We start from the raw sequence: 24,167 nt of genomic DNA, 5'->3' as shown, positions 1-24,167 counted from the left end.
AAAAAAGGAAGACAAAACGTCTTCCTTTTTTATTTAGCTAGATTGAACATACTTTTTAGGTGTAGTACCATACTTTTTCTTAAACGCGGCAATAAAATGACTACATGTGCTATAACCAACTTTTAAACCAACTTCGTTTACGTTATGTGCACCAGATTCTAATAGTTTTCTGGCAACTTCCATTTTATAATCAAATAGAAATCCATAAACAGTATCTCCATAAATTTGCTTAAAACCTTCTTTAAGTTTTTTTAGGCTTAAATTAATTTCTTCAGATAATTCTTGTAACGTTGGTGGCTCAGCCATTTTAGAAATCATAATATCTTTGGCACGTTTTATTTTAGTTACGTTACTTTCGTCTGCTAAAAATGGACATTGTTCAATGTCTGCATCTTCACTTCTATTAAAGTACAAGCTTAATAATTCGTAAGCTTTAGCTTTAAAATAGAGTGGTTTTATAATTTCGTTTAAATTGTAGTTTATAACTTGATTTAAAGAAATACTCATAGATGGAGATATTTTACCATCTTTATAATATTTGTTTTCTTTATTCTCTTTGTTTAAAAATGAAATATAATCTGCTTCTTGAGAAAATAAACCGTGAAATTTTTTAATAGAAATAATTATAGAAACCATCCAACTATTAGGGTTTACTTTTAAACTAATAGGTAAATCACGCTCAGGATTATAAAGCAGTAAAGAAGATTCCTCAGAAATATCTAAAACATAAGAGCCATTGTTAAACAAAAAAGCACTTTTCCCTTTTAAGCAAAAATGAAACTGAATAAAACTACTATCTATATCTCTCTCAATAACAGCAACTTCGGTTTCGTCGTTTCTATATGTCAATACAAAAAAACCGTCTTCAATACGAGTTTCGTTAAAAAACCTTTTAGCGTTATTTTTCACAAGAGTTTCTTTCATTTTTGAAATTATTTTATTTAGATTCGTTCTAAACTAAGTTTTAGAGAATAGCCAAAAATCACTGTTATCACTATGATTACAAAGCAAAAATACGAAAAACAACTTTAAAAAACCACAAACGATATTTATTGTTCTTTTAGCGTTGTTTTAAACAAAGTAAGCCTTATAAATTTGCGAGGCAATTTGTTTTGAATTAAATGGAACAGTATAACATCTCAAAAGGAACTCATTTCTATGCCTTAGGTCTTAGCTACAAAAAAGCTGATGCTGAAGTAAGAGGTCATTTTAGTTTAGATGAAAATGCAAAACAAAATCTTTTAAGTCAAGCCAAGGATAACAACATAGAAGGCTTAATAGTAACATCTACCTGTAACAGAACCGAAATTTTTGGTTTTGCAGAACATCCATATCAGCTTATAAAACTATTGTGCGAAAACACAAAAGGAACTGTAGAGGAGTTTCAAAAAGTGGCATATATTTATAAAAGTCGCGAAGCAATTGCACATTTATTTAGAGTTGGTTGTGGTTTAGATAGTCAAATTTTAGGTGATTTTGAGATTATTAGCCAATTAAAGATTAGTGCAAGAGCATCCAAAAAAGCAGGTTTATTAAATCCATTTTTAGAACGTTTATTAAATTCAGTAATTCAAGCTAGTAAACGAATTAAAACTGAAACGGAAATTTCTTCTGGAGCCACATCTGTATCTTTTGCTTCTGTTCATTATATATTAAATAATATTAAAAATGTTCCAGAAAAAAACATCTTGTTATTTGGAACAGGTAAAATTGGTCGTAACACTTGTGAGAATTTAGTAAAACATACTAAAAACGAGCACATTACACTAATAAACAGAACAAAAGATAAAGCAGAAAAAATTGCAGGAAAATTTAACTTAGTTGTTAAAGATTATGCTAACTTACAGGAAGAAATTCATACAGCAGATATTCTTATAGTATCTACTGGAGCACAAAATCCTACAGTTGATAAATTCATAATTAAAAATAACAAGCCACTTTTAATTTTAGACTTATCGATTCCTAAAAACGTAAACGAAAATGTTAACGATTTAGAACAAGTTACACTAGTCCATTTGGATCAATTATCTCAAATGACTGATGATACTTTAGAGAAAAGAAAATCTCAAATTCCAATTGCAGAGGAAATTATAGAAGAAGTTAAAACTGAATTTAATGCTTGGTTAGAAACTCGTAAATTTGCACCTACAATTAAAGCTTTAAAACATAAGCTTCAAGATTTTAAAATGGCAGAATTAGATACGCAGCGTAAAAAATTAAGCGATTTTAATGAAGCTCAAGCCGAAATAATTAGTAATAACATTATTCAAAAAATAACCAATCACTTTGCGCATCATTTAAAAGACGATGCAGGTTCTGGAACGGAAAGTTTAGAACTTATAAAAAAAGTATTTCAGTTAGAAACAAAATAAAATGTCTAAAACCATCCGTATTGGTACTCGTGATAGCCAATTAGCCCTTTGGCAAGCAAATATTGTAAAGATTCAATTAGAACACTTAGGTCATAATTGCGTCTTAGTTCCTGTAAAATCTACAGGAGATATCGTTTTAGATAAACCGCTTTATGAACTTGGTGTTACTGGAATTTTTACAAAAACTTTAGATATAGCTTTACTTAATGGTGATATTGATGTAGCTGTACACTCTTTAAAAGATGTGCCAACACAAATGCCAGAAGGTATTATTCAAGCTGCTGTATTAAAACGTGGAAACACTAGAGATATGTTGGTTTTTAATGACTCTGAAGAATTTATGAGTCAAAAAGATGCCATAATTGCAACGAGTAGTTTACGAAGAAGAGCACAATGGTTAAACCGTTTTCCAACGCATAAAATTGAAGATATTCGTGGTAATGTAAATTCACGATTAGAAAAATTAGAAAACAGTAAAACTTGGAATGGAGCTATTTTTGCAGCAGCAGGACTAGGTCGTTTAGAATTAACACCAGAAAACTCTTTTAATTTAGACTGGATGATTCCTGCGCCAGGTCAAGGAGCAGTTATGATTGCAGCTTTAAAGGAAAATACAGAAGTAGTTGAAGCTTGTAAAGAAATTAACGATGAAACTACTGAAATCTGTACAGGTATAGAACGTAAATTTTTACGAATTTTAGAAGGTGGATGTTCTTCCCCAATTGGAGCAATTGCATTTCATAGAGACAAACAAAATGACATTTGTTTTAAAGGTGTTTTGTTAAGTCGAGATGGAACTCGTAAGATTGAAGTTGAAAAAATAGAACCTTTAGGTAGCCACCATAATATAGCAAGTTTTTGCGCTAATTACATTTTAGATAAAGGTGGAAATAAATTAGTAGATACAAGGGATTATACTTCTAGAGACGAAAAAATATTTTCAACTAAAGCTTTAACCGATGAGCAAAAGAAATTATTTCATCAAGGTTTAAAAGTAAATCACGCAGATTTTGTAAAAGTCAATATTAACCGTATTTCACCAATAGTTTTAAAGCAAGATCATAGAAATGTGGTTATTACAAGTCAGAATGCAGTAGAAGCTATTATAAATAGTGTTCCTGCTGAAGATTTAAAATTTACAAATATTTACTGTGTTGGTAGACGAACCAAGAAGTTAATAGAACAAAAAATAGGACCTGTAGTTCATCAAGCTAAAAATGCAGAAACGTTAGCTAATTATTTAGTTGATTATTTAGAAGGAACTGAGGTTTCTTATTTCTGTAGTGATATTAGACTAGATGCATTGCCAACTATTTTAAGAGAAAGTAATATTACTGTAAACGAAATTGAAGCTTATACAACTAAATACGAAGGTTTAGAAATTACCAATACTATTGAAGGTGTTATGTTTTTCAGTCCAAGTACTGTAGATAGTTTTATAAAGCATAATAATAGTAAGCCAATTGCATTCTGTATAGGTGAAACTACTGCAAAACAAGCAAGAAATCATTTCGATGATGTACGTGTAGCTAAAGTTCCAACCGTAGAAAGTGTTATTGAGTTAGTGAATGAGGTTTATGTTTAACATAAACTCTATTAAATAGAGAGTTGACAGAGCGGCCGATCGTGCTACCTTGGAAAGGTAGTGTACTTGTAAAGGTACCAAGGGTTCGAATCCCTTACTCTCTGCAAATAAGTAAATTCCTAATTTAGTTAGGAAACACATAATTGAGATATGTTGAAAAACGATTTATTTTTAAGAGCCTTAAAAGGCGAAACAGTAGAACGTCCGCCAGTTTGGATGATGCGTCAAGCAGGAAGATATTTGCCGGAATTTATGGAAATAAAGGCTAAATATGATTTCTTTACACGTTGTCAAACACCAGAATTAGCAAGTGAAATTACAGTACAGCCAATTCGTAGATATGGAATGGATGCTGCTATTTTATTCTGCGATATTTTAGTTATTCCACAAGCAATGAATATTGAGGTACAAATGAAACCAAATTTTGGCCCATATTTACCAAATCCTGTACGTACTCAAAGAGATGTAGATAATGTAATTGTACCAAACGTAAAAGAAAGCTTAAACTACGTTTACGATGCAATAAAAATGACTAAAGAAAAACTTAATGACGATATTCCGCTAATTGGTTTTGCTGGTTCTCCATGGACCATTTTATGTTATTGTGTACAAGGTCAGGGATCTAAAAACTTTGATAAAGCTAAAGAGTTTTGTTTTACAAATCCTGTTGCTGCTCATCAATTATTACAAAAAATCACAGATACTACAATCGCTTACTTAAAAGAAAAAGTAAAAGCTGGTGTAAATGCAGTTCAGGTTTTTGATTCTTGGGGCGGAATGTTATCACCTGTAGATTATCAAGAATTCTCTTGGAATTATATCCAGCAAATTATTGACGCATTAAAAGATGAAACACCAGTAATTGCATTTGGAAAAGGTTGTTGGTTTGCATTAGACACAATGGCTAAATCTGGAGCGTCAGCTTTAGGTGTGGATTGGACATGTTCTGCAAGAAATGCTCGTTACTTAACTGGAGGAAATATTACCTTACAAGGAAACTTTGATCCAACCCGTTTGTTTTCGCCACCAGTGGAAATTAAAAAGATGGTCACACAAATGATTAACGATTTTGGTAAAGACAAATATATTGTAAATTTAGGTCACGGAATTCTGCCAAATATCCCACTAGAAAATGCAAAAGCATTTATAGATGCAGTAAAAGAATATAAAGCTTAAAACAAAAAAAGCGTTACTGCTAACAGTAACGCTTTTTTTAATATATACTAATGCTAAAAAACATCCTACAAGCTATTCAAGCCTACTTTAAGAGTTTTGGATTAATTTCAAAACTAAAACTTTGGAAATACTTTTTTATTCCAATGCTTATTAGTTTTGTAACTGCTATAATTATTGGATTTACAGCTTATGGGTTATCGGGCAATGTTGGTGAATTTATTGCTAGAATTTGGATCTGGGAATTTGGAAAAGAAGCTTTTACGACAGCTTCAACTTTTATTGGTGGTATTATTCTTTTTGCTATTGGATTAATTCTATATAAACATATTATAATGGCGCTTTCTGCACCATTTATGAGTCCTGTTTCAGAAAAAATTGAAGTGTATTTAACTGGGATTGAAAAACATCAACATAGAAAAACATCATTTAAAGAACAGCTTTGGCGTGGTATTAGAATTAATCTTAGAAACTTAGGAAAAGAACTCTTAATTACAATTCCTTTACTACTACTAAAATTTATTCCTGGAGTAAATATTTTATCTACAATACTACTTTTCTTAACACAAGCCTATTATGCCGGTTTTGGAAACATAGATTATACTTTAGAACGCCATTTTAAATATCGAGAAAGTGTTCAATTCGTTAAGAATCATCGAGGTATTGCTATTGGAAATGGAATTGTATTCATCCTTTTTTTATTAATTCCAATTATTGGCGTTATTTTAGTTTTACCTTTTAGTGTTACTGCTGCATCTTTAAAAACAGTAGAAATACTTAAAAAAGAAAAATTTACTGCAAAACAAATTAATTAATATGCTTATTGAATTTGACACATATTACATTGACAAAATTCAAGAAAAAGATGCTTGGAGCATTTGCGATTTTTGCATATCAAATCAAGATAGGTTAAAAGCATATTTTCCAAAAACCTTAGAGCAAAATTTAAACCCAACTTTATCTGGTTTTTTTGTCATCAAAATGATAAAAAACTTCAATACAAAAGAAACATTTCTATTTACCATAAAAGAAAAAAACACTCATAAATTAATAGGTTTAATTTACATTAAAGAATTAGATTGGATTATTAATCAAGGTGAGTTTGCCTATTGCATAGATTACAATTTTAATGGGCAAAAAATAATGAGTAAGGTTGTAAAACATTTGAGTAAGTACGCTTTTACTTATTTGGGACTTGAAAGACTTCAAATTATAGTTTATAAAGAAAATAGAGCAAGTGTAAATGTTGCTATAAATAATAATTTTACGTGGCAAAAAACATTAATTAAAGAATTTACGCCACCAAATTCAGCACCATTAGATATGGAGCTCTATGAAAAATACAAAACAAACAATATGAAAAATCAATTTTTTACTTACATTCAAAAATTACAAGATCGTATTACAGCAAAATTAGAAGCAGTAGATGGAAAAGCTAAATTTCAAGAAGATCTTTGGGATAGACCAGAAGGCGGCGGAGGCAGAACACGCGTAATAGAAAATGGAAATGTTTTCGAAAAAGGTGGCGTTAATATTTCTGGCGTACATGGAAAGTTGCCAGATTCTATGCAAAAATATTTTGGTGTAGAAGACGCAGATTTCTTTGCCTGTGGTTTAAGCATAGTACTTCATCCTAAAAACCCAATGATTCCAACGGTTCATGCTAATTGGCGCTATTTTGAAATGTATGACAAAGAAGGAAATATTGTGGACCAATGGTTTGGTGGCGGACAGGATTTAACACCTTATTATTTATTCGAGGAAGATGCTAAACATTTTCATAACGTATGTAAAGAAGCTTGCGATAAACATAACCCTGAATTTTATCCAAAATACAAAGCACGTTGTGACGAGTATTTTTATAATGAACACAGAAATGAAGCTCGTGGAATTGGTGGATTATTTTATGATTACTGTAAAAAAACAGAAGAAATGTCTATGCAGGATTGGTATAATTTTGAGACTGAAGTTGGAAATTCTTTCCTTGAAGCTTATGTACCAATAGTGGAAAAACGTAAAAATTTAGAATATACAAAAGAACAACGCGATTGGCAAGAAATACGACGTGGACGTTATGTAGAATTTAATTTAGTACATGATAAAGGAACTCTTTTCGGACTTAAAACAAACGGAAGAATAGAAAGTATTTTAATGAGTTTACCACCACATGTACAATGGGTTTACGATCATAATCCAGAACCAGACAGTGAAGAAGCTAAATTAGTAGAGGTTTTAAAAAAACCTATTGATTGGATTTAAAAAAAACAATGAATTGCTACTGTGGAAATAACAAAACTTACCAAAACTGCTGTAAAGTCTACCATAAAAATGGTGGGAAAACCGAAACAGCAGAGCAGTTAATGCGCTCAAGATATTCGGCATTTGTATTAGTTAATGGTGATTATTTAATGCAAACACATCACGAAAGCACAAGACCAATCAAAGAAAAAACAGCTATTGTAAATTGGGCAAAATCTGTAGAATGGTTAAAACTAGAAATCATAAAATCAACTTTAGATACCGTGAAATTTAATGCCTATTTTTCTGAAGATGGAGTTCAAGATGTTATCCATGAAAACTCTAAATTTGTAAAAGAAGACAATGTTTGGTATTACTTAGGTTTTGCTGAATAACAAAATAACAACCGAAGACTTTAAATATGTATCCATTAAGAAGAAATAGAAGATTAAGAACCAACGAAGCTGTTAGAAGTTTAGTTCGCGAAACTATAATTGCTCCTTCAGACTTTTTAGTACCGCTTTTTATAGTAGAAGGAAAAGGTGTAAAAGAAGAAATAGCTTCTATGCCTAACTATTTTAGATACAGTTTAGATTTATTAGAAAACGAAATAAAAGAACTGTGGGCTCTTGGATTAAAATCAGTTTTATTGTTTGTAAAAGTCTCAGACAATTTAAAAGATAACGCTGGAAAAGAAGCTATAAATCCAGATGGTTTAATGCAACGTGCCATTAAAACAGTAAAAAACGTATGTCCAGATATGTTGGTAATGACAGATGTGGCTTTAGATCCATATTCTGAATTTGGCCACGACGGAATTATAGAAAACGGAAAAGTAGTAAACGATGCTACAAACGAGTTTTTAGCAGAAATGAGTATTTCTCACGCACAAGCAGGCGCAAATTTTGTAGCACCAAGCGATATGATGGATGGCCGAATTTTAACCATTCGAGAAGCTTTGGAAGACGACGGTTTTACAGACACAGGAATTATGAGTTATTCGGCTAAATATGCTTCGGCTTTTTACGGACCATTTAGAGACGCATTAGATTCTGCTCCTGTAGATATGCAAGAAATTCCAAAGGATAAAAAAACCTATCAAATGGATTATGCTAATCGTTTTGAAGCCATTAGAGAAACCGAAATGGATATAGATGAAGGTGCAGATATTGTTATGGTTAAGCCAGGTTTATGCTACTTAGATATTGTTAGAGATATTAAAAATGCGGTAGATGTTCCTGTAGCAGTTTATCAAGTTTCTGGTGAGTATTCTATGTTAAAAGCAGCCGCAGAAAAAGGTTGGTTAGATCATGATGCGGTTATGATGGAACAAATTACAGCCATAAAACGTGCTGGCGCAGATGTTATTGCAAGTTATTTTGCTAAAGATGTGGTTAAAATAATTCAAAGTTAAATGGTTCAGTTATTAAAAAAAAATTATATTTGTACCAGTTATCAATACAAAAAAAAGGCTCACTAATCTTTTAATTAGCAAGCCTGAAAATTACTTCTTACGTGTTTCACGTAAGATAATAATAATTAAAATTAAGTAAATGCTATCCATTTCCTCTATATTTTAATTAATCCAAAAGACTATAAGATTGCACTCTTATAGTTTTTTTTTGGGGGCAACTACCGAAACTTCAATAGCATCGCACTTAGGTGCAAATTAAAGAAAAGTACAATAAAGCCTTTATTTTTCGAAAGAGCTTTTCAACAAGTTTTTAACAAAGGCTGAAAACCTTTTGTGTCATAGGCCTTATAACCTTTAAAATATTTAATGCCATATTATATTATTCCTAACACGATATTAACTGTAATAATATTACAAATAATTCAAATGATAATCTTGATAAAATGGGGTTATAAAATTCGAGTTCAATTCATATTTTAGTCATCTTAACAAAACAAGTTGAACCAACTTTTCGTTTAGAATATAGCAATTTATCTCTATTTGTCATTCTGCTAAAAAGCAGAATCTAATGAGATGTCTACATTAGTCGATATGACTAAATACAATTTAAAATTCTAAATCATTTCCAGCCTTAACGAGAAATCGTACATACAGCTCACTTCGCTACCGCAAATTTCAAACTTATTGTGTATTGAGTAAGAATAAAACAAACATTTCGTATTTACCACAACCAATTCATTTCAATTTTATATTTTAGTAAAAAACTAAACAATAAAATGACTGCACTCTTACTTTGGGCAACCGTATCTATATTTTTTTCATTTTTATGTTCTATTTTAGAAGCAGTGCTTTTAAGTATAACACCAACATTTCTTAAAGTAAAAAAACAAGAAGGTAAAGCTTATGCTACTACTTTAGAGGCTTTAAAAGAAGATGTAGACAAACCTCTAATTGCAATTCTTACACTAAATACTATTGCACACACCTTAGGTGCTATGATGGTTGGTATTGCAGCAGAAGATTTACCTTATAAAATAGAATTTTTTGGTATAAATACTGTTGGAGTTGTCTCAGCAATAATGACACTTTTAATCTTAATTGCATCAGAAATAATCCCAAAAACTATTGGAGCAACCTATTGGAAAGGTTTAGCCAATTTTACCTCTAAAGCATTAACCGTTTTAATATTTCCTTTAAAATGGACAGGTATTTTATGGGTTTTACAATTAACTACAAAACTTATTGGTGGAAAAGGTCATGGAAGCGTTTTAAGTAGAGAAGGCTTTTTGGTTATGGCAGATATGGCTGAAGAAGAAGGTGTTTTTCAAAAAAACGAAAGTAAAATCATTAAAAATCTTTTAACATTTAAAGATGTCTTTGCAAAAGATGTTATGACACCAAGAACGGTTTTAAAATCTGAAGACGAAAATGCAACTGTAGAAGAGTTTTTTAATAAGAATATGAATCTTCGTTTTTCTAGAATACCTATTTACAGTAATAGTCCAGACAATATAAAAGGTTTGGTTCTTAAAGACGAAATTTTTAAAGAAATGGCGCTTGGCAATGGTTCTAAAAAATTAATAGAATTAAAGCGACATATTATAATTGTTGAGCGCAATAAACCTATTCCTACATTATTTGAAGAATTAATTCAAACCAGAAACCATATGGCTTTGGTTGTAGACGAGTATGGAAGTGTAAGTGGTATAGTTACTATGGAAGATGTTATAGAAACACTTCTAGGTTTAGAAATTATGGACGAAAGCGATAGCATTTCTGACTTACAATTATTAGCTAGAAAAAGTTGGGAATCTCGTGCTAAAAAATTGGGTCTTTTAGACTCAGAAAAAACATCATCATAATGGAAGAATGCATTATCTCTTCACCTTTAGGATTTACTAGGATTTGTGGGGATATAAATGGTATTCAATTTGTTTCTATATTAAATTCAGAAGAAAAAACAACAGATGTTATTCCGGAATGTTTAGAAGATTGTGTTTATCAACTTAACGAATATTTTAATGGAGAACGTACCGAATTTAGTTTAAAATTAAATCCTCAAGGTACAGATTTTCAAAAAATGGTTTGGAATGGTTTATCTAAAATTCCATATAACAAAACCTGTTCTTATTTAGATTTATCAAAAAAAATAGGAAATGTTAAAGCTATAAGAGCTGTGGCAAATGCAAATAGTAAAAACCCAATTCCTGTTATAATTCCATGTCATCGTGTTATTGGAACAGATGGAAGTTTAACAGGTTATGCTAGCGGATTACATCGTAAAAAATGGTTATTAGAACATGAGAATCCTTATAAACAACAATCGTTGTTTTAGTAGCGACTCACTTACTTCTGGTTACTTTTAATAAAAAATTATATCAATAACTTTTAAAAATCCCTATATTTAGGTTACTAATTCTATTGCATGAAATTCATAAAAAAAATAATTAAATTATTATTAGTAGTAATCAGCCTATTAGTTGTTACGCTTTACATTACTGATACAGATTATTTAATAAAAGCGGTTAGAACCATTTATATGAATGGTTACACTACAGCATATTTAGAAGATTATAAAGAGTTTGATAATCAAATCATAAACATTGATAAACCTCAACCTTGGAAAAATCATAATAACTATAATTCAGTACAACCAACAGACCGTTTAGCTAAAGCAAACAAAGATTGGGGAACAATTGCTTACGTAATTATTAAAAATGATAGTGTTTGGTTTGAAGAATATTACGATGGTTTTGGACCAAAAAGCAAATCAAACTCCTTTAGTATGGCAAAAAGCTATGTGTCTGGGTTATTAGGAAAAGCTGTTATGGAGGGTTACATAAAAAACTTAGATCAACCAGTTTGTGATTTCCTTCCGACATTTTGTGATAGTAAAGCAGCAAATATGACTGTTGGAGATTTATCTACAATGAGTTCTGGTACTAATTGGGATGAAAAATATTATTCACCATTATCTATAACAACTAGAGCTTATTTTGACGATGATTTAGCTAAAGTAATGAATGGCTTAAAGGTAGTTAATGAGCCAGGACAAACTTTTAAATATGCTAGTGGAGATACACAAATGCTAGCAATGGTAATAGAAAAAGCAACGGGTAAAAAACTATATAAATACTTTGAAGAAAGCTTTTGGAAGCCTTTAGGAAGTGAAAACGAAACACTTTGGCAAGTAGATAGCGAGTCTCATGATTTGGTAAAAGCCTACTGCTGTATTGCTAGTAATGCAAAAGACTTTGCACGTTTTGGGAAGTTATATAAAGATTACGGAAAATGGAATGGTAAACAAATTTTAGATTCTGCATTTGTTGCTAAATCTATAGTCCCTAAGTTTCCTTCTAGTCCGCAATATGGTTATGGTTGGTGGCTTCAAAAAAGAGGTGATAAGAGCTTTTTTATGATGCGTGGACATTTAGGACAATATGTTATTGTAGAACCAACAGATAATGTAATTATTGTACGTTTAGGACATCAAAAATCTCCAGATCAAGGCGTAGGAGTTTTTACAGATGATATTGGCTTATATATTGAAGAAGCTTATAAAATGATGGAACAATAAAAATTCTTTAAAAACATTAAAAATATGATAACCAAACTCAACTTAGAACATATTTTGTTTTTAGATATAGAAACTGTTCCAGAAACAGAATTCTATAATGAATTGACTGATGCTAAGAAAGAGCTTTGGGAAGCTAAAACACGATACCAACGTAAAGAAGAATTTACTGCTGAAGAGTTTTACGATCGTGCAGGAATTTGGGCAGAATTTGGTAAAATAGTTTGTATATCCGTTGGTTACTTTACAATTCAAGGCGATTTGCGAAAATTTAGAACAACTTCTTTTTTTGGTACAGAAACAAAAATATTAAAAGACTTTAAATCACTTTTATTATCTCATTTTAATAGTACTAAACATCTTTTGTGTGCTCATAATGGTAAGGAATTCGATTTTCCTTTCATAGCAAGACGTATGATTATTCATAATATAGAATTGCCATATAAGTTAAATTTATTTGGAAAAAAACCTTGGGAAGTACCACATTTAGACACCTTAGAATTATGGAAATTTGGAGATTATAAAACCTATACTTCTCTTAAGCTTCTAACAAACGTACTTGGTATTCCTTCGCCAAAAGATGATATTGATGGCAGTGAGGTTTGTAATGTTTATTATAAAGAAAAAGATATAGATCGAATTATCACCTATTGCGAAAAAGATACTATTGCAGTTGCTCAAATTTTCTTGAGGTTACGAGGTGATTTGATATTACAGGATGATGAAATTCTTCACGTTTAATTATGATTAAAATTTGTTCAAAAGAAAAAAGACCTCGAATTATCGAGGTCTTTTTATATTGGTTAATTGATTGTTGTGGTTATTGTTTAATAAACTTTCTAGTTTCAATAGTATTATTTACATGAAACTGAATTAAGTACATTCCAGATTCTAAGTCTTTAACTTCTAAACTTTTATTAGTAGTATTACCTTTAGCAACTTGCTGACCAAGCATATTAACTATAACAAAATCAATGTTTAAAGTATTAGATTTTATATATAAAATATTCCCTTTTAATGGATTTGGATAAACAGACAGTTCTAATGCTTGTAAACTATTTACAGAGCCAGAAGTTTCAATTCTAGCAGTTCCACAAGCTCCAAGATTTATCCATCCAGTTGCTGTTCTTTCATATAAATCGCCTTGAAAAGTGACACGATCTCCAGTACTATAACTTGTTGTACTTACGTAAGCACTTACACCAGCACATTTATCTGCAAATATAGTTCCTGATGTTAAACTTAAGGCATCAATAGCAATATCTGCCTTCCAAGTACTACCTGTTGTTCTGTTAAAACGAAGCTTAATTGTTTGTCCATCGTAATCTGATAGATTTATACTTGCATCTAACCAGTTGTTTCCTTTGTTTCCAGTTTGACTCCAAAGTGATATCCAAGTTGTTCCATTAGTAGTAACATCTACAGAAAAAGTTCCCATATCTGCATCACCATACATATGATACTTAAATGTAAAGTTTCCATTTGAAACAGAAGCTAAATTAAAACATGGAGAAATTAATACAGCTTGAGCATTTGGATATCCTGTTCCTTGTACAGAAGCTTCAACAAATAAATAGTTAGAACCTTGAGAGGCATTTGTTGGTCCAGTAGAACTAGAAGGTGTTGCTGCATTTGTTCTTGTCCAATCAATGTTGTCATTTGTAGATTGAGACCATGCGCCTAAACCACTTTCAAAACTTTCAGAATAAGGAAAAGATGACACAGAAGCTGTACATGTTGTAGGATCTGGATCTGTAGTTCCTCCAGAGCCAACATTTACTGTATAATCTTCAACTTCTCCATAATCAAAGACTTCACAAGATGTTGGTGTTCCATTATATTTCATCGAAATTCGTAATCTTGTTTCTCCTGTCAAAGCTGAACTAGGTATGGAAATAGTTCCTGTTACAGGACTAGTTTGAGATGCTGCGTTAGAAAAAATTTGTTCTCCTGAATCTGTGAAATCACCATCTTGATTAAAATCAATCCAAGCTGAAATTCCTTCATCATATTTAGTTCCTGTCCACGTTGGAGTAACTGATAATGTATAACTATCACCTTTATTTAAATCTGTGGATATATTTGTGAAATTCGAATACGTTAAAGCACCAGAATTATTGTTAATACTTCCTAATTTTACATTGCTAATATATTCATCATTAACACTATTTCCTTGAGAAGAGCAATATTGATTTCCTGTTTGACAAGGCGAACATGAACCACCACAATCAACTCCAGTTTCTGTTCCGTTTTGAATACCATCCGAACAAGTTGGTTGAGTAACAACAGCTCCACATTTATCTGATAAAGCCAAACTTCTTCTTGCTCCACCAGAAGCTAAAACAGAACGCATTCTATTTTTTTGACCTGTTGTAAATAAATTCATACAAGAGTCGTTTGTGTAATCCATATAATTTTGATACATATCTAAAGACCCACAAGATGTTCTTCCTGTTGGACAACCTCCATTTGATGTTTGATGCGTTGGAGTATCGCTAACAAAATCGTTTCCACAGTTTGAATCTCCCCAAATATGACGTAAGTTTAAAAAGTGACCTATTTCATGTGTTGTTGTTCTACCACCATCAAAAGGTGCAGAAACAGCACCTGTTCTCCCAAAGTAATTATAAGACATTACACAACCATCTGTAGCAGCTGCACCACCAGGAAATTGTGCATAACCTAAAATAGTTCCACCTTGAGCGTTTAACATTTGTGGAACAATCCACATATTTAAATATTCACTTGTGTTCCAAGGATTTATTCCTCCACTAGTAGAACGTTTCATATCATCACTAGTACCCCAATCTCTTCGAGTTGTAGATTTTCTAGTAATTCCTGAAGTTGCATTACCATTTGGATCTACTTTAGAAAGACAAAATTCGATTTGTGTATCCGCTGCTTGAGACCAAGTATTATCTGCATCTACATTTGTACGTCTAAAATCCTCATTTAGTACGTCTAACTGAGATTGAATTTGTGCTTCACTTATATTCTCTGTACTATTCCTATATAAAACGTGTACTACAACAGGAATTGTAATAATATCACCTGATATTTTTTGAGATGATTGGTTCATTTGCGCCATTTTTTGTGACGTAAACTCTTCAATTTGCAACATTTTTTGTTCCAAGCTAGAATCAATACTCTTTCTATACTCTAAATTTTCCATTGAAGCACAATTTCTTTCTTGTGCAAATAAAATTCCAGAACATAGAATTGCTAAAAACGATAGGATAATTAGTTTTTTCATAAGATAAAATGGTTTGGTTGATTTTTTGTTCGGTATAAATGTATAAATAATTTAATATACAAACCAAATTATTAAATATGTAATAATTTTTATGATTAAATTTTAACATTTTATCAAATCTAACTCGGACACATAATCGTTCTGTTCTTTGTTTTAAATTAGCATAAAAAGTAATTTTGAATAAGCATATTATACAGGTTAAAGATTTATATATTTCCTTTGGAAAAAAAGAAGTGATTAAAGGTATTTCTTATCATTTAAATAAAAATGAAATTTTAGGTATTGTAGGTGAATCTGGTTCAGGAAAATCAGTTTCTTCTTTAGCTTTAATGGGATTACTTCCTAATAAATTAGCCAGCATTACTTCTGGTGATATTTATTTTAATAAAGAAAATATTACACGCATAAGCCCTAAAGTATTTCAATCTCTTAGAGGAAACAATATAGCAATGATTTTTCAAGAACCAATGAGTTCTTTAAATCCAAGTATGCGTTGTGGGAAACAAGTTGAAGAGATTTTACAACAACACACAAACTTATCTAAATCAGAATTAAAAGCAGAAGTTTTACAGTTACTAGAACAAGTTAAGCTACCTAATCCTGAACGAGTTTATAAAGCTTATCCGCACGAAATTTCTGGCGGACAAAAGCAACGTGTTATGATTGCAATGGCAATTTCTTGTAAACCAGATTTATTAATTGCAGACGAGCCAACAACAGCTTTAGATGTTACAGTACAAGAAGAAATAATTTTGTTACTTAAAGAACTACAACAGCAAACCAAAATGAGTGTTCTATTTATTACTCATGATTTATCTTTAATTTCTCAAATTGCAGATCGGGTTTTAGTTATGTATAAAGGTGAAATTGTAGAGCAAAATTCTGCAGAAGCTATTTTTAACACACCAGAACATAAATACACAAAAGCTTTAATAGCTTCAAGACCAAGTTTAGATATTAGATTAAAACGTTTACCAACTGTTAGTTCAATTTTAAACGAAGATGAAACATCTAAAGAATATACATCTTTAGATAGAAAAATTCATCACGAAAAATTATACGGAAATCAACCTTTATTACAAGTTAAAAATGTAGAAAAAGAATTCTTGTCTAAAACTGGATTGTTTGGTAGAACAGAAAGTTTTAAAGCTGTAAATAACGTAAGTTTTAATGTCTATGAAGGAGAAACTTTAGGTTTAGTTGGTGAATCTGGTTGTGGAAAAAGCACACTTGGAAATGCTATTCTAAATCTAGATAAAGCAACAGCTGGACAAATATTATATAAAGGTATCGATATTACTAAATTATCTACTTCAGAAATGGTAAGTTTTAGAAAGGAAATTCAGATTATATTTCAAGATCCGTATTCGTCTTTAAACCCGCGTAGATCTGTTGGAGAAACAATTATGGAACCAATGTTAGTCCATAAACTGTATGCAACTAAAACTGAATGCAAATTAAAAACACTAGAACTATTAGAACGTGTAGGTTTAGATGAAACTGCTTTTAATAGATATCCACACGAATTTTCTGGTGGACAACGCCAACGCATTGGAATTGCAAGAACTATTGCTTTACAACCAAAACTTATTGTTTGTGATGAATCTGTTTCTGCTTTAGATATTTCGGTTCAAGCTCAGGTTCTTAATTTATTAAATGAATTAAAAGAAAAATTTGGATTTACATACATTTTTATCTCACATGATTTAGCAGTTGTTAAATACATGAGTGATCAGCTTCTTGTTATGAATAAAGGCAACATAGAAGAACTAGGAGATGCCGATACTATATATAAAAATCCAAAAAAACCTTACACTAAAGCACTTATTAATGCTATTCCAAAAGGTATTTAACAATAATAAAAAAGACCACTAATAATCAGTAGTCTTTTTTAATAAGTATGTGAAAAATAATTAAATTTTCATTTCTGGAATTTCACCATCAATAATTAATTCGCCTTCTGTAGCATTTTGAATATCTTCAACTGAAACTCCAGGAGCTCTTTCTAATAGCTTAAAACCATTCTCTGTAACTTCTAATACTGCAAGATTTGTTACTACCTTTTTCACACAATTAACACCAGTTAAAGGTAAACTACATCTTTTTAATAATTTAGAAGCACCAGCTCTATTTGTGTGCATCATTGCAACAATAATATTTTCAGCCGAAGCTACTAAATCCATTGCTCCGCCCATACCTTTAACCATTTTTCCAGGAATTTTCCAATTGGCTATATCTCCATTTTCTGAAACCTCCATAGCTCCTAAAATAGTTAAATCTACGTGTTGTCCACGTATCATAGAGAAACTTGTTGCTGAATCAAAGAAACTTGCGCCAGGTAAGGTAGTAATCGTTTGTTTTCCTGCGTTAATAATATCTGCGTCTTCTTCGCCATCAAAAGGAAACGGTCCCATTCCAAGTACACCATTTTCACTTTGAAATTCTACTTCTATATCTTCTCTTACGTAATTAGCTACTAAAGTTGGAATTCCAATTCCTAAATTAACATAGTATCCATCTTGTACTTCTTGTGCTATACGTTTTGCTATTCCTATTTTGTCTAACATAATTTAATTTGTTAATTAAGACGTCTGTCTAACTGTTCTTTGTTCAATGCGTTTCTCGTAAGTCTCACCTTGAAAAATACGCTGTACAAAAATCCCTGGTATATGGATTTGATTTGGATCTAATTCACCAACAGGAACTAATTCTTCTACCTCAGCAACTGTTATTTTAGCTGCACCACACATAACAGGATTAAAATTTCTTGAAGTTCCTTTAAATATTAAATTTCCTGCTGCATCACCTTTCCAAGCTTTAACAAAAGAGAAATCGGCTTTAAAAGCATGTTCTAAAACATACATTTTACCATCAAATTCTCTAGTTTCTTTTCCTTCAGCTACTTCAGTACCATAACCTGCTGGTGTATAAATTGCAGGAAATCCAGCTTGTGAAGCTCTACAACGTTCAGCTAAAGTTCCTTGAGGAATAAGCTCGACATCTAATTCGCCAGATAACATTTGACGTTCAAACTCATCATTTTCTCCAACATAAGAAGATACCATTTTCTTAATTTGTTTTCCGTGTAATAAAAGTCCCAAACCAAAATCGTCTACACCTGCATTATTAGATATACAAGTCAATCCGTTTACATTCTTTTTAACCAATTCTGCTATAGCATTTTCTGGAATACCGCATAATCCAAATCCACCAAGCATAAAAGTCATATCGTTACTAACACCACTTAAGGCATCTTGAACATTATTTACTTTTTTTGAAATCATATAGTGTTTTTTTATTTGTATATTTTAACTGTAAATTTCTAATTATAACTCTAAACCATCTATTGAAGAGTCAGTTTCTACCTCTTCTTTTGATGTTTCTTCATACTTATCACAATCTACTTCTATAGATAAATCTTTAGGTTCGTCAAATTTAGCATCAGAAATTTCTAAATCTTTGTCGGCATAACAATCTTTCATATACATTCCCCAAATTGGTAATGCCATAGTTGCGCCTTGACCATAAGTTATACTTTTAAAATGCGTTGCTCTATCTTCTCCTCCAACCCAAACACCAGTTACAAGGTTTGGAACCATTCCCATAAACCAACCATCACTTTGGTTTTGCGTGGTCCCTGTTTTTCCTGCTATATCATTTGTAAACTCGTAAGGATAACCAGTAATAACCTCTTTATATACAGAATTCCATTTTTCTGCGCCTTTTGTTCTTAAGCGTCTTCCAGAGCCAGAATTAGTTACACCTTCCATTAACTTAACCGTTACATAAGCTGTTTCCTCACTTAAAACATCTTTAGTTTTTGGTAAAAACTGTTCTAAAACCGTATCGTTTTTATCAGCAATAACAGTAACCATTATAGGTTCTATATAAACCCCTTTGTTGGCAAAAGTACTATAAGCACCAACCATTTCGTAAACACTTATATCTGGAGTTCCTAGAGCTATTGATGGTACTGGAGGAATATTTGATGTTACTCCTAATTTTTTAGCTAAATCACTTACTTGTGCTGGACCAACTTTATCCATTAAACGTGCTGTTATGGTATTAACAGAATTAGCTAAAGCATCTTTAAGTGTTAATTCTCCACCATATTTCCCATCACTGTTTTTTGGTGTCCATGCTAACGTATTACCCATTTTACCAGCTTCTATTGTAATTTGAGAACGTGGTAATTTTTCGCAAGGAGACATGTGCAATTGATCTATTGCCGTGGCATACACAAAAGGCTTAAATGTAGAACCTACCTGTCGTTTACCTTGTTTAACCATATCATATTGAAAATGACGATAATTAAATCCTCCAACCCAAGCTTTTACGTGTCCCGATTGTGGGTTCATACTCATCATTCCAGCACGTAAAAAATGCTTATAATAACGCATTGAATCCATTGGCTTCATAATTGTATCTACTTCGCCTCTATCCCATGTAAAAATACTCATAGGTGTTGGTTTCTCGAATGAGGCATAAATTTCTTTTTCTGGCTTTTTTAAATCGTATTTCATTTTACGCCAACGTTCTGATTGTTTGATAGAACGGTTCATTAGATCTTTAATTTCCTGTTTATCTAAATCTAAAAATGGTGCTGTAGGATTTCTTTTAGGTGTGTTTTGAACAAAAAATTCTTTCTGTAAAGCTTTTAGATGAGTACTTACAGCATTTTCTGCATAAGCTTGCATCCTTGAATCTATTGTTGTGTAAATTTTTAAACCACCATTGTACAGGTTGAATTTTGTTCCATCAGGTTTTGGATTTTTATCAATCCAATCTTTCATATATTCTTTTAAATAAGCTCTAAAATAAGTAGCAGTTCCGTCTCTATGAGACTCAGGTGTATATTTTAAATCTAATTCTCTTTTAGAAATTGAATCCTTTACTTTTTCGCTTAAAACATCATATTTAACCATTTGACTTAAAACAGTATTTCTACGATTTCTAGTACCAATTGGGTTTCTACTTGGTCTTGGATTATATAACGATGAGTTTTTAAACATTCCAACCAACATAGCAGATTCTTTAACATCTAAATCTTTAGGTTCTTTACCAAAATAAATTCTTGAAGCCGAACGTATACCATCTCCAAAATTACCAAAATCATAAATATTAAAATATTGTGTAATAATCTCCTCTTTGGTGTATTGTCTTTCCAAACGAACGGCTATAACCCATTCCTTAATTTTCTGAAAAACTCTACCCAACTTATTACCTGAAACTTGTTTTGTAAATAATTGCTTAGCTAATTGTTGAGATATCGTACTTGCTCCTCCACCTCTTCCTAAAGTAAGAAATGCTCTTAATGTTCCACGTGCATCTATTCCTGAATGCTCGTAAAACCTAACATCTTCAGTTGCAACTAAAGCATCTATTAAATGTTTTGGTAATTCCTCAAATGACACTCTTGTTCTGTTGTCTTTAAAATAGAATTTTGCTAACGTTTTTCCATCTGAAGAAATAATTTCTGACGCTAAATTTGTATTAGGGTTCTCCAACTGCCTATGATCTGGTAATTCTCCTAATTTTCCTTTAGACGCTAAGAAAAATATTAAAACTACTGCTAAAATACCACCTAAAAAAAGCATCCAAAACCAACGGACAAATTTATCGTAATCTGATGTTTCTTGTTTTTTTGCTGTTGCCATGTGCTTGTTCTTTCTATTAATATTTTTTCTTTTTAAGACTTTAATAATCCCTTATAGAAACAATATTATTTAATTATTTTCTCAATTCTGAACCCTATATCTGTAATACCTTCTAAGTTTACAACACCATTTACTTCGCCATTTTTACGCATAGCATGCTGTATTTTAACCTTGTAATCGCCATGCTCAAGAAACTTAACCGCTTCCTTATACCATAACTTACTGGTTTTTGTAGTAGAAATTCCTTCGCCTAATAAAGCACCTGTTTTGTCTGCCATATTATACTCCAATGTATCTGTAACTACTTTACCATTTGGGAAATCCATTTCAACAATTAAAAACAAATTCTTGTACTTATAAGCATTTGTATTTCTAACATTAACAAATAGATTATATGGATTAATACTATCGTTTGGATTAACATTAAAACTTACTATTTCATCTTTATTCCAAGCGTTAGAAAAACTTTTATACTCGTCAAAAACTGCTTGACTATCGCATGAAAAGCAAAAAAGTATTAATAAAAACAGATAAAAATTATTCTTTTTTATCATTGCTTGATGTTGAGTTATTAGTATTTTTATCTGGACTCTGTTTCGCTTGAGGTTTTCTGCGTTTATTAGGTCTGTTATTTTTTGATCTATCCGTTATAACATCTGTATTTTTACCATTCGAACTCTGAGCCTGTTTTGGCCTAGGCTTACGTTCTGGTCTTGTAGGCGCATCTGTACGATTATCAGATTGTTTTTTATTACGATTGTTCGGTCGTTTTTTATTACGATTATTCTTGTTTTTAGATTTAGGTTGGTCAAAACGTGTTAAACTATCTTGCCCTACTACGTTTTCAAATTCTACTTTAGCTTCAACTATTAATGTCGCTGCATAATCTTCTAAATTAGCTACTTTTTCTTTTTTACGATTTAAAGTAATAATTTCGTTTGCCTGTTCTTTTGTTATTAAGTGCCAATTCATCCATTCACCTTCATAAGCATACCAAAGATGACCTTTAAAAATATCCGTTTTCTGACAAACAGCTGTTCCTTTTTCTGTATATAGTTTCGTCTCTGGTTTTGGTAATCCTCTTAACGCATCTAAATATGAGTCTAATTCATAATTTAAACAACACTTTAATTTACCACATTGTCCAGCTAATTTTTGTGGATTAAGTGATAATTGCTGATATCTTGCAGCACTTGTGCTTACTGATCTAAAATCTGTTAGCCATGTAGAGCAGCATAATTCGCGTCCACAAGAACCAATTCCTCCTAAACGAGAAGCTTCTTGACGAAAACCAACTTGTTTCATTTCTATTCTTGTTCGGAATTCTTTAGCAAACAGTTTTATTAACTCTCTAAAATCTACGCGTTCTTCAGCTGTGTAATAGAATGTTGCCTTACTTGCATCTCCCTGAAACTCAATATCTGAGATTTTCATTTTAAGCTTTAAGTCTATAGCAAACTGGCGCGCTTTTACCTTCATAGGCTCTTCTCTATCTCGAGCTGTAGACCAAATATCTATATCCTTTTGTGAAGCTTTTCTATATACTTTTTTAATTTCTTCAGTTCTATTTGGATTGACTTTTTTACGTTTCATTTGAACGCGAACTAATTCACCCGAAAGAGTAACCATTCCAATATCATGACCAGATTGTGCTTGTGTTGCGACAACATCTCCAATACTTAACGATAAATTTTCTGTGTTTTTATAAAACTCTTTACGTCCGTTTTTAAAACGAACCTCAACCCAATCAAACGGTTTTTCGTTGCTTGGTAGTGACATATTAGATAACCAATCGAAAACAGTTAGTTTATTACAACTATCCGTACCGCAAGTTCCGTTACTTTTACAACCTTTAGGTTGACCATCTTTTGTTGAACAACTTTGACAAGCCATGTGTGTGATTTATATATGTAGATTCTAAAACTAAGTTTTAGAAGACGATTAAAATGATAAATAATTGTAAATATACTATTATTATAACGAGATAAAAAGTAAGAAATTACTCTGAGCTTCGATAATTATTTTTTACCTGTTTTTTAAGGTGACGATTAAAATGAATTTCGCTTATTTAGAAACACCTGCCACCACAATAACTATTTCTCCTTTTGGTGGTTTATTAGTATAATATTCTAGAACTTCTTTGGCGGTTCCACGAATAGTTTCTTCATACATTTTTGTTATTTCTCTAGAAACAGACACTTGTCTTTCTTCTCCAAAATACTCACAAAAATGACCTAATGTTTTAATTAATTTATGCGGGCTTTCGTAAAAAATAATAGTCCTAGTTTCTTCTGCTAATAATTTAAAGCGTGTTTGTCTACCTTTTTTTACTGGCAAAAAACCTTCAAAAATAAATTTATCGTTTGGTAGACCACTATTAACTAATGCAGGCACAAATGCAGTTGCGCCAGGCAAACAATTAACCTCTATATTATTTTCTACACAAGCTCTAGTTAATAAGAATCCTGGGTCTGAAATTGCTGGTGTTCCTGCATCACTAATTATTGCAATTTTCTCACCAGATTTTAATCGCTTAATTAAATTATCTATTGTTTTATGCTCGTTATGCATATGGTGACTTTGCATTTGTGTTGTAATCTCAAAATGCTTCAATAATTTTCCAGATGTACGTGTATCTTCAGCCAAAATAACATCAACTTCTTTTAAAACTCTTAAAGCACGAAGTGTTATATCTTCTAAATTTCCTATTGGTGTTGGGACTAAGTATAGCATTTAGAAATCTTTTTAGAATACAAATATAGATAAACAAGAGAAGTTTGACCTTACTTATTTAGTTATACAAAAAATAAAAGCCCTTACATTTCTGTAAAGGCTTTTCCCATTTGGCTCCTCTTCTAAGACTCGAACTTAGGACCCTCTGATTAACAGTCAGATGCTCTA

The 24,167-nt window shown here is 31.4% G+C and carries 20 protein-coding genes, 1 tRNA gene and 1 pseudogene; 14 read left to right on the top strand and 8 right to left on the bottom strand.

The window, feature by feature from the left end:
• Positions 1–33 precede the first annotated feature (33 nt).
• The gene (locus ACFDSN_RS04220) at positions 34–924 is read right to left on the bottom strand and encodes a helix-turn-helix domain-containing protein (protein ID WP_375238580.1); all 891 of its coding nucleotides are present in this window, start codon (positions 922–924) and stop codon (positions 34–36) included.
• A 197-nt stretch (positions 925–1,121) separates the two neighbouring features.
• On the opposite strand from ACFDSN_RS04220, the gene hemA reads away from it, so the two are divergent.
• The 13 genes and pseudogenes from hemA to ACFDSN_RS04155 all read left to right on the top strand — a co-directional run bounded on the left by hemA (position 1,122) and on the right by ACFDSN_RS04155 (position 13,097).
• Positions 1,122–2,372 (top strand): glutamyl-tRNA reductase, encoded by a 1,251-nt coding sequence (gene hemA / locus ACFDSN_RS04215; RefSeq protein WP_375238579.1) that lies wholly within the window; start codon positions 1,122–1,124, stop codon positions 2,370–2,372.
• A 1-nt stretch (position 2,373) separates the two neighbouring features.
• Positions 2,374–3,957 carry a hydroxymethylbilane synthase gene (gene hemC / locus ACFDSN_RS04210; protein ID WP_375238578.1) on the top strand — a complete coding sequence of 528 codons (1,584 nt, stop codon included), beginning with the start codon at positions 2,374–2,376 and terminating at the stop codon, positions 3,955–3,957.
• A gap of 17 nt (positions 3,958–3,974) precedes the next feature.
• Positions 3,975–4,061, top strand: a tRNA-Ser gene (locus ACFDSN_RS04205).
• Positions 4,062–4,107: 46 nt separating this feature from the next.
• Entirely contained in the window at positions 4,108–5,133 is a 1,026-nt protein-coding gene (hemE, locus tag ACFDSN_RS04200) for a uroporphyrinogen decarboxylase (RefSeq protein WP_375238577.1), read from the top strand.
• A 50-nt stretch (positions 5,134–5,183) separates the two neighbouring features.
• Positions 5,184–5,945 carry an EI24 domain-containing protein gene (locus ACFDSN_RS04195; protein ID WP_375238576.1) on the top strand — a complete coding sequence of 254 codons (762 nt, stop codon included), beginning with the start codon at positions 5,184–5,186 and terminating at the stop codon, positions 5,943–5,945.
• Position 5,946: 1 nt separating this feature from the next.
• Positions 5,947–6,384, top strand: a pseudogene (locus ACFDSN_RS04190) (GNAT family N-acetyltransferase); the annotation flags it as partial.
• A gap of 102 nt (positions 6,385–6,486) precedes the next feature.
• Complete coding sequence (hemF, locus tag ACFDSN_RS04185; RefSeq protein ID WP_375238593.1) at positions 6,487–7,389, top strand: oxygen-dependent coproporphyrinogen oxidase; 903 nt, start codon at positions 6,487–6,489, stop codon at positions 7,387–7,389.
• Positions 7,390–7,397: 8 nt separating this feature from the next.
• Positions 7,398–7,763 (top strand): YchJ family protein, encoded by a 366-nt coding sequence (locus ACFDSN_RS04180; protein ID WP_375238575.1) that lies wholly within the window; start codon positions 7,398–7,400, stop codon positions 7,761–7,763.
• Between the two features lie 26 nt (positions 7,764–7,789).
• Positions 7,790–8,782, top strand: coding sequence for a porphobilinogen synthase (gene hemB / locus ACFDSN_RS04175; protein ID WP_375238574.1), 993 nt, complete (start codon positions 7,790–7,792; stop codon positions 8,780–8,782).
• Between the two features lie 776 nt (positions 8,783–9,558).
• Positions 9,559–10,644, top strand: a complete 1,086-nt coding sequence (locus ACFDSN_RS04170; RefSeq protein ID WP_375238573.1) for a CNNM domain-containing protein — start codon at positions 9,559–9,561, stop codon at positions 10,642–10,644.
• Positions 10,644–11,117: a methylated-DNA--[protein]-cysteine S-methyltransferase gene (locus ACFDSN_RS04165; protein ID WP_375238572.1), complete on the top strand. Its 474-nt coding sequence runs from the start codon at positions 10,644–10,646 to the stop codon at positions 11,115–11,117. The genes ACFDSN_RS04170 and ACFDSN_RS04165 overlap by 1 nt, the downstream gene beginning before the upstream one ends.
• 90 nt (positions 11,118–11,207) lie before the next feature.
• Positions 11,208–12,359, top strand: a complete 1,152-nt coding sequence (locus tag ACFDSN_RS04160; protein ID WP_375238571.1) for a serine hydrolase domain-containing protein — start codon at positions 11,208–11,210, stop codon at positions 12,357–12,359.
• Between the two features lie 24 nt (positions 12,360–12,383).
• A complete protein-coding gene (locus tag ACFDSN_RS04155; protein WP_375238570.1) occupies positions 12,384–13,097 on the top strand; it encodes a 3'-5' exonuclease in 714 nt (237 codons plus the stop codon).
• Between the two features lie 79 nt (positions 13,098–13,176).
• Here the strand turns inward: ACFDSN_RS04155 and ACFDSN_RS04150 are convergent, their stop codons facing one another.
• Positions 13,177–15,609, bottom strand: a complete 2,433-nt coding sequence (locus ACFDSN_RS04150; protein WP_375238569.1) for a GEVED domain-containing protein — start codon at positions 15,607–15,609, stop codon at positions 13,177–13,179.
• A 176-nt stretch (positions 15,610–15,785) separates the two neighbouring features.
• Here ACFDSN_RS04150 and ACFDSN_RS04145 point away from each other — a divergent pair, with 176 nt between their 5' ends.
• Positions 15,786–17,462 carry an ABC transporter ATP-binding protein gene (locus ACFDSN_RS04145; RefSeq protein ID WP_375238568.1) on the top strand — a complete coding sequence of 559 codons (1,677 nt, stop codon included), beginning with the start codon at positions 15,786–15,788 and terminating at the stop codon, positions 17,460–17,462.
• 60 nt (positions 17,463–17,522) lie between these two features.
• On the opposite strand, the gene ACFDSN_RS04140 is transcribed toward ACFDSN_RS04145, so the two are convergent.
• The 6 genes from ACFDSN_RS04140 to rsmI all read right to left on the bottom strand — a co-directional run bounded on the left by ACFDSN_RS04140 (position 17,523) and on the right by rsmI (position 23,999).
• Positions 17,523–18,176, bottom strand: a complete 654-nt coding sequence (locus ACFDSN_RS04140) for a CoA transferase subunit B (RefSeq protein WP_375238567.1) — start codon at positions 18,174–18,176, stop codon at positions 17,523–17,525.
• Between the two features lie 15 nt (positions 18,177–18,191).
• Entirely contained in the window at positions 18,192–18,893 is a 702-nt protein-coding gene (locus ACFDSN_RS04135; RefSeq protein WP_375238566.1) for a CoA transferase subunit A, read from the bottom strand.
• 42 nt (positions 18,894–18,935) lie between these two features.
• On the bottom strand, positions 18,936–21,266 hold the full coding sequence (locus ACFDSN_RS04130; protein ID WP_375238565.1) for a penicillin-binding protein 1A: 2,331 nt from the start codon (positions 21,264–21,266) through the stop codon (positions 18,936–18,938).
• Between the two features lie 65 nt (positions 21,267–21,331).
• Positions 21,332–21,820 (bottom strand): gliding motility lipoprotein GldH, encoded by a 489-nt coding sequence (locus ACFDSN_RS04125; protein WP_375238564.1) that lies wholly within the window; start codon positions 21,818–21,820, stop codon positions 21,332–21,334.
• The gene (locus ACFDSN_RS04120) at positions 21,804–23,159 is read right to left on the bottom strand and encodes a stage 0 sporulation family protein (protein ID WP_375238563.1); all 1,356 of its coding nucleotides are present in this window, start codon (positions 23,157–23,159) and stop codon (positions 21,804–21,806) included. Before ACFDSN_RS04120 ends, ACFDSN_RS04125 begins: the two co-directional genes overlap by 17 nt.
• A 171-nt stretch (positions 23,160–23,330) precedes the next feature.
• Positions 23,331–23,999 (bottom strand): 16S rRNA (cytidine(1402)-2'-O)-methyltransferase, encoded by a 669-nt coding sequence (gene rsmI, locus ACFDSN_RS04115; RefSeq protein WP_375238562.1) that lies wholly within the window; start codon positions 23,997–23,999, stop codon positions 23,331–23,333.
• Positions 24,000–24,167: the final 168 nt, after the last annotated feature.

The sequence above is a fragment of the Aurantibacter sp. genome, assembly GCF_042094015.1.
In the GTDB taxonomy this organism is placed as follows: domain Bacteria; phylum Bacteroidota; class Bacteroidia; order Flavobacteriales; family Flavobacteriaceae; genus Aurantibacter.
The sequence above is the reverse complement of the archived record's forward strand: the minus strand, read 5'-3'. Positions and strand labels throughout refer to the sequence as shown.

What these genes read in the sequence shown, in the direction of transcription:
- hemC (WP_375238578.1), top strand. Translation starts at nt 2,374, where the DNA reads ATGTCTAAAACCATCCGTATTGGTACTCGTGATAGCCAATTAGCCCTT.
- ACFDSN_RS04160 (WP_375238571.1), top strand. Translation starts at nt 11,208, where the DNA reads ATGAAATTCATAAAAAAAATAATTAAATTATTATTAGTAGTAATCAGC.
- hemF (WP_375238593.1), top strand. Translation starts at nt 6,487, where the DNA reads ATGAAAAATCAATTTTTTACTTACATTCAAAAATTACAAGATCGTATT.
- ACFDSN_RS04135 (WP_375238566.1), bottom strand. Translation starts at nt 18,893, where the DNA reads ATGATTTCAAAAAAAGTAAATAATGTTCAAGATGCCTTAAGTGGTGTT.
- ACFDSN_RS04220 (WP_375238580.1), bottom strand. Translation starts at nt 924, where the DNA reads ATGAAAGAAACTCTTGTGAAAAATAACGCTAAAAGGTTTTTTAACGAA.
- hemA (WP_375238579.1), top strand. Translation starts at nt 1,122, where the DNA reads ATGGAACAGTATAACATCTCAAAAGGAACTCATTTCTATGCCTTAGGT.
- ACFDSN_RS04125 (WP_375238564.1), bottom strand. Translation starts at nt 21,820, where the DNA reads ATGATAAAAAAGAATAATTTTTATCTGTTTTTATTAATACTTTTTTGC.
- hemE (WP_375238577.1), top strand. Translation starts at nt 4,108, where the DNA reads ATGTTGAAAAACGATTTATTTTTAAGAGCCTTAAAAGGCGAAACAGTA.
- ACFDSN_RS04120 (WP_375238563.1), bottom strand. Translation starts at nt 23,159, where the DNA reads ATGGCTTGTCAAAGTTGTTCAACAAAAGATGGTCAACCTAAAGGTTGT.
- ACFDSN_RS04130 (WP_375238565.1), bottom strand. Translation starts at nt 21,266, where the DNA reads ATGGCAACAGCAAAAAAACAAGAAACATCAGATTACGATAAATTTGTC.
- ACFDSN_RS04180 (WP_375238575.1), top strand. Translation starts at nt 7,398, where the DNA reads ATGAATTGCTACTGTGGAAATAACAAAACTTACCAAAACTGCTGTAAA.
- ACFDSN_RS04170 (WP_375238573.1), top strand. Translation starts at nt 9,559, where the DNA reads ATGACTGCACTCTTACTTTGGGCAACCGTATCTATATTTTTTTCATTT.
- ACFDSN_RS04140 (WP_375238567.1), bottom strand. Translation starts at nt 18,176, where the DNA reads ATGTTAGACAAAATAGGAATAGCAAAACGTATAGCACAAGAAGTACAA.
- ACFDSN_RS04150 (WP_375238569.1), bottom strand. Translation starts at nt 15,609, where the DNA reads ATGAAAAAACTAATTATCCTATCGTTTTTAGCAATTCTATGTTCTGGA.
- hemB (WP_375238574.1), top strand. Translation starts at nt 7,790, where the DNA reads ATGTATCCATTAAGAAGAAATAGAAGATTAAGAACCAACGAAGCTGTT.
- ACFDSN_RS04195 (WP_375238576.1), top strand. Translation starts at nt 5,184, where the DNA reads ATGCTAAAAAACATCCTACAAGCTATTCAAGCCTACTTTAAGAGTTTT.
- ACFDSN_RS04165 (WP_375238572.1), top strand. Translation starts at nt 10,644, where the DNA reads ATGGAAGAATGCATTATCTCTTCACCTTTAGGATTTACTAGGATTTGT.
- ACFDSN_RS04155 (WP_375238570.1), top strand. Translation starts at nt 12,384, where the DNA reads ATGATAACCAAACTCAACTTAGAACATATTTTGTTTTTAGATATAGAA.
- rsmI (WP_375238562.1), bottom strand. Translation starts at nt 23,999, where the DNA reads ATGCTATACTTAGTCCCAACACCAATAGGAAATTTAGAAGATATAACA.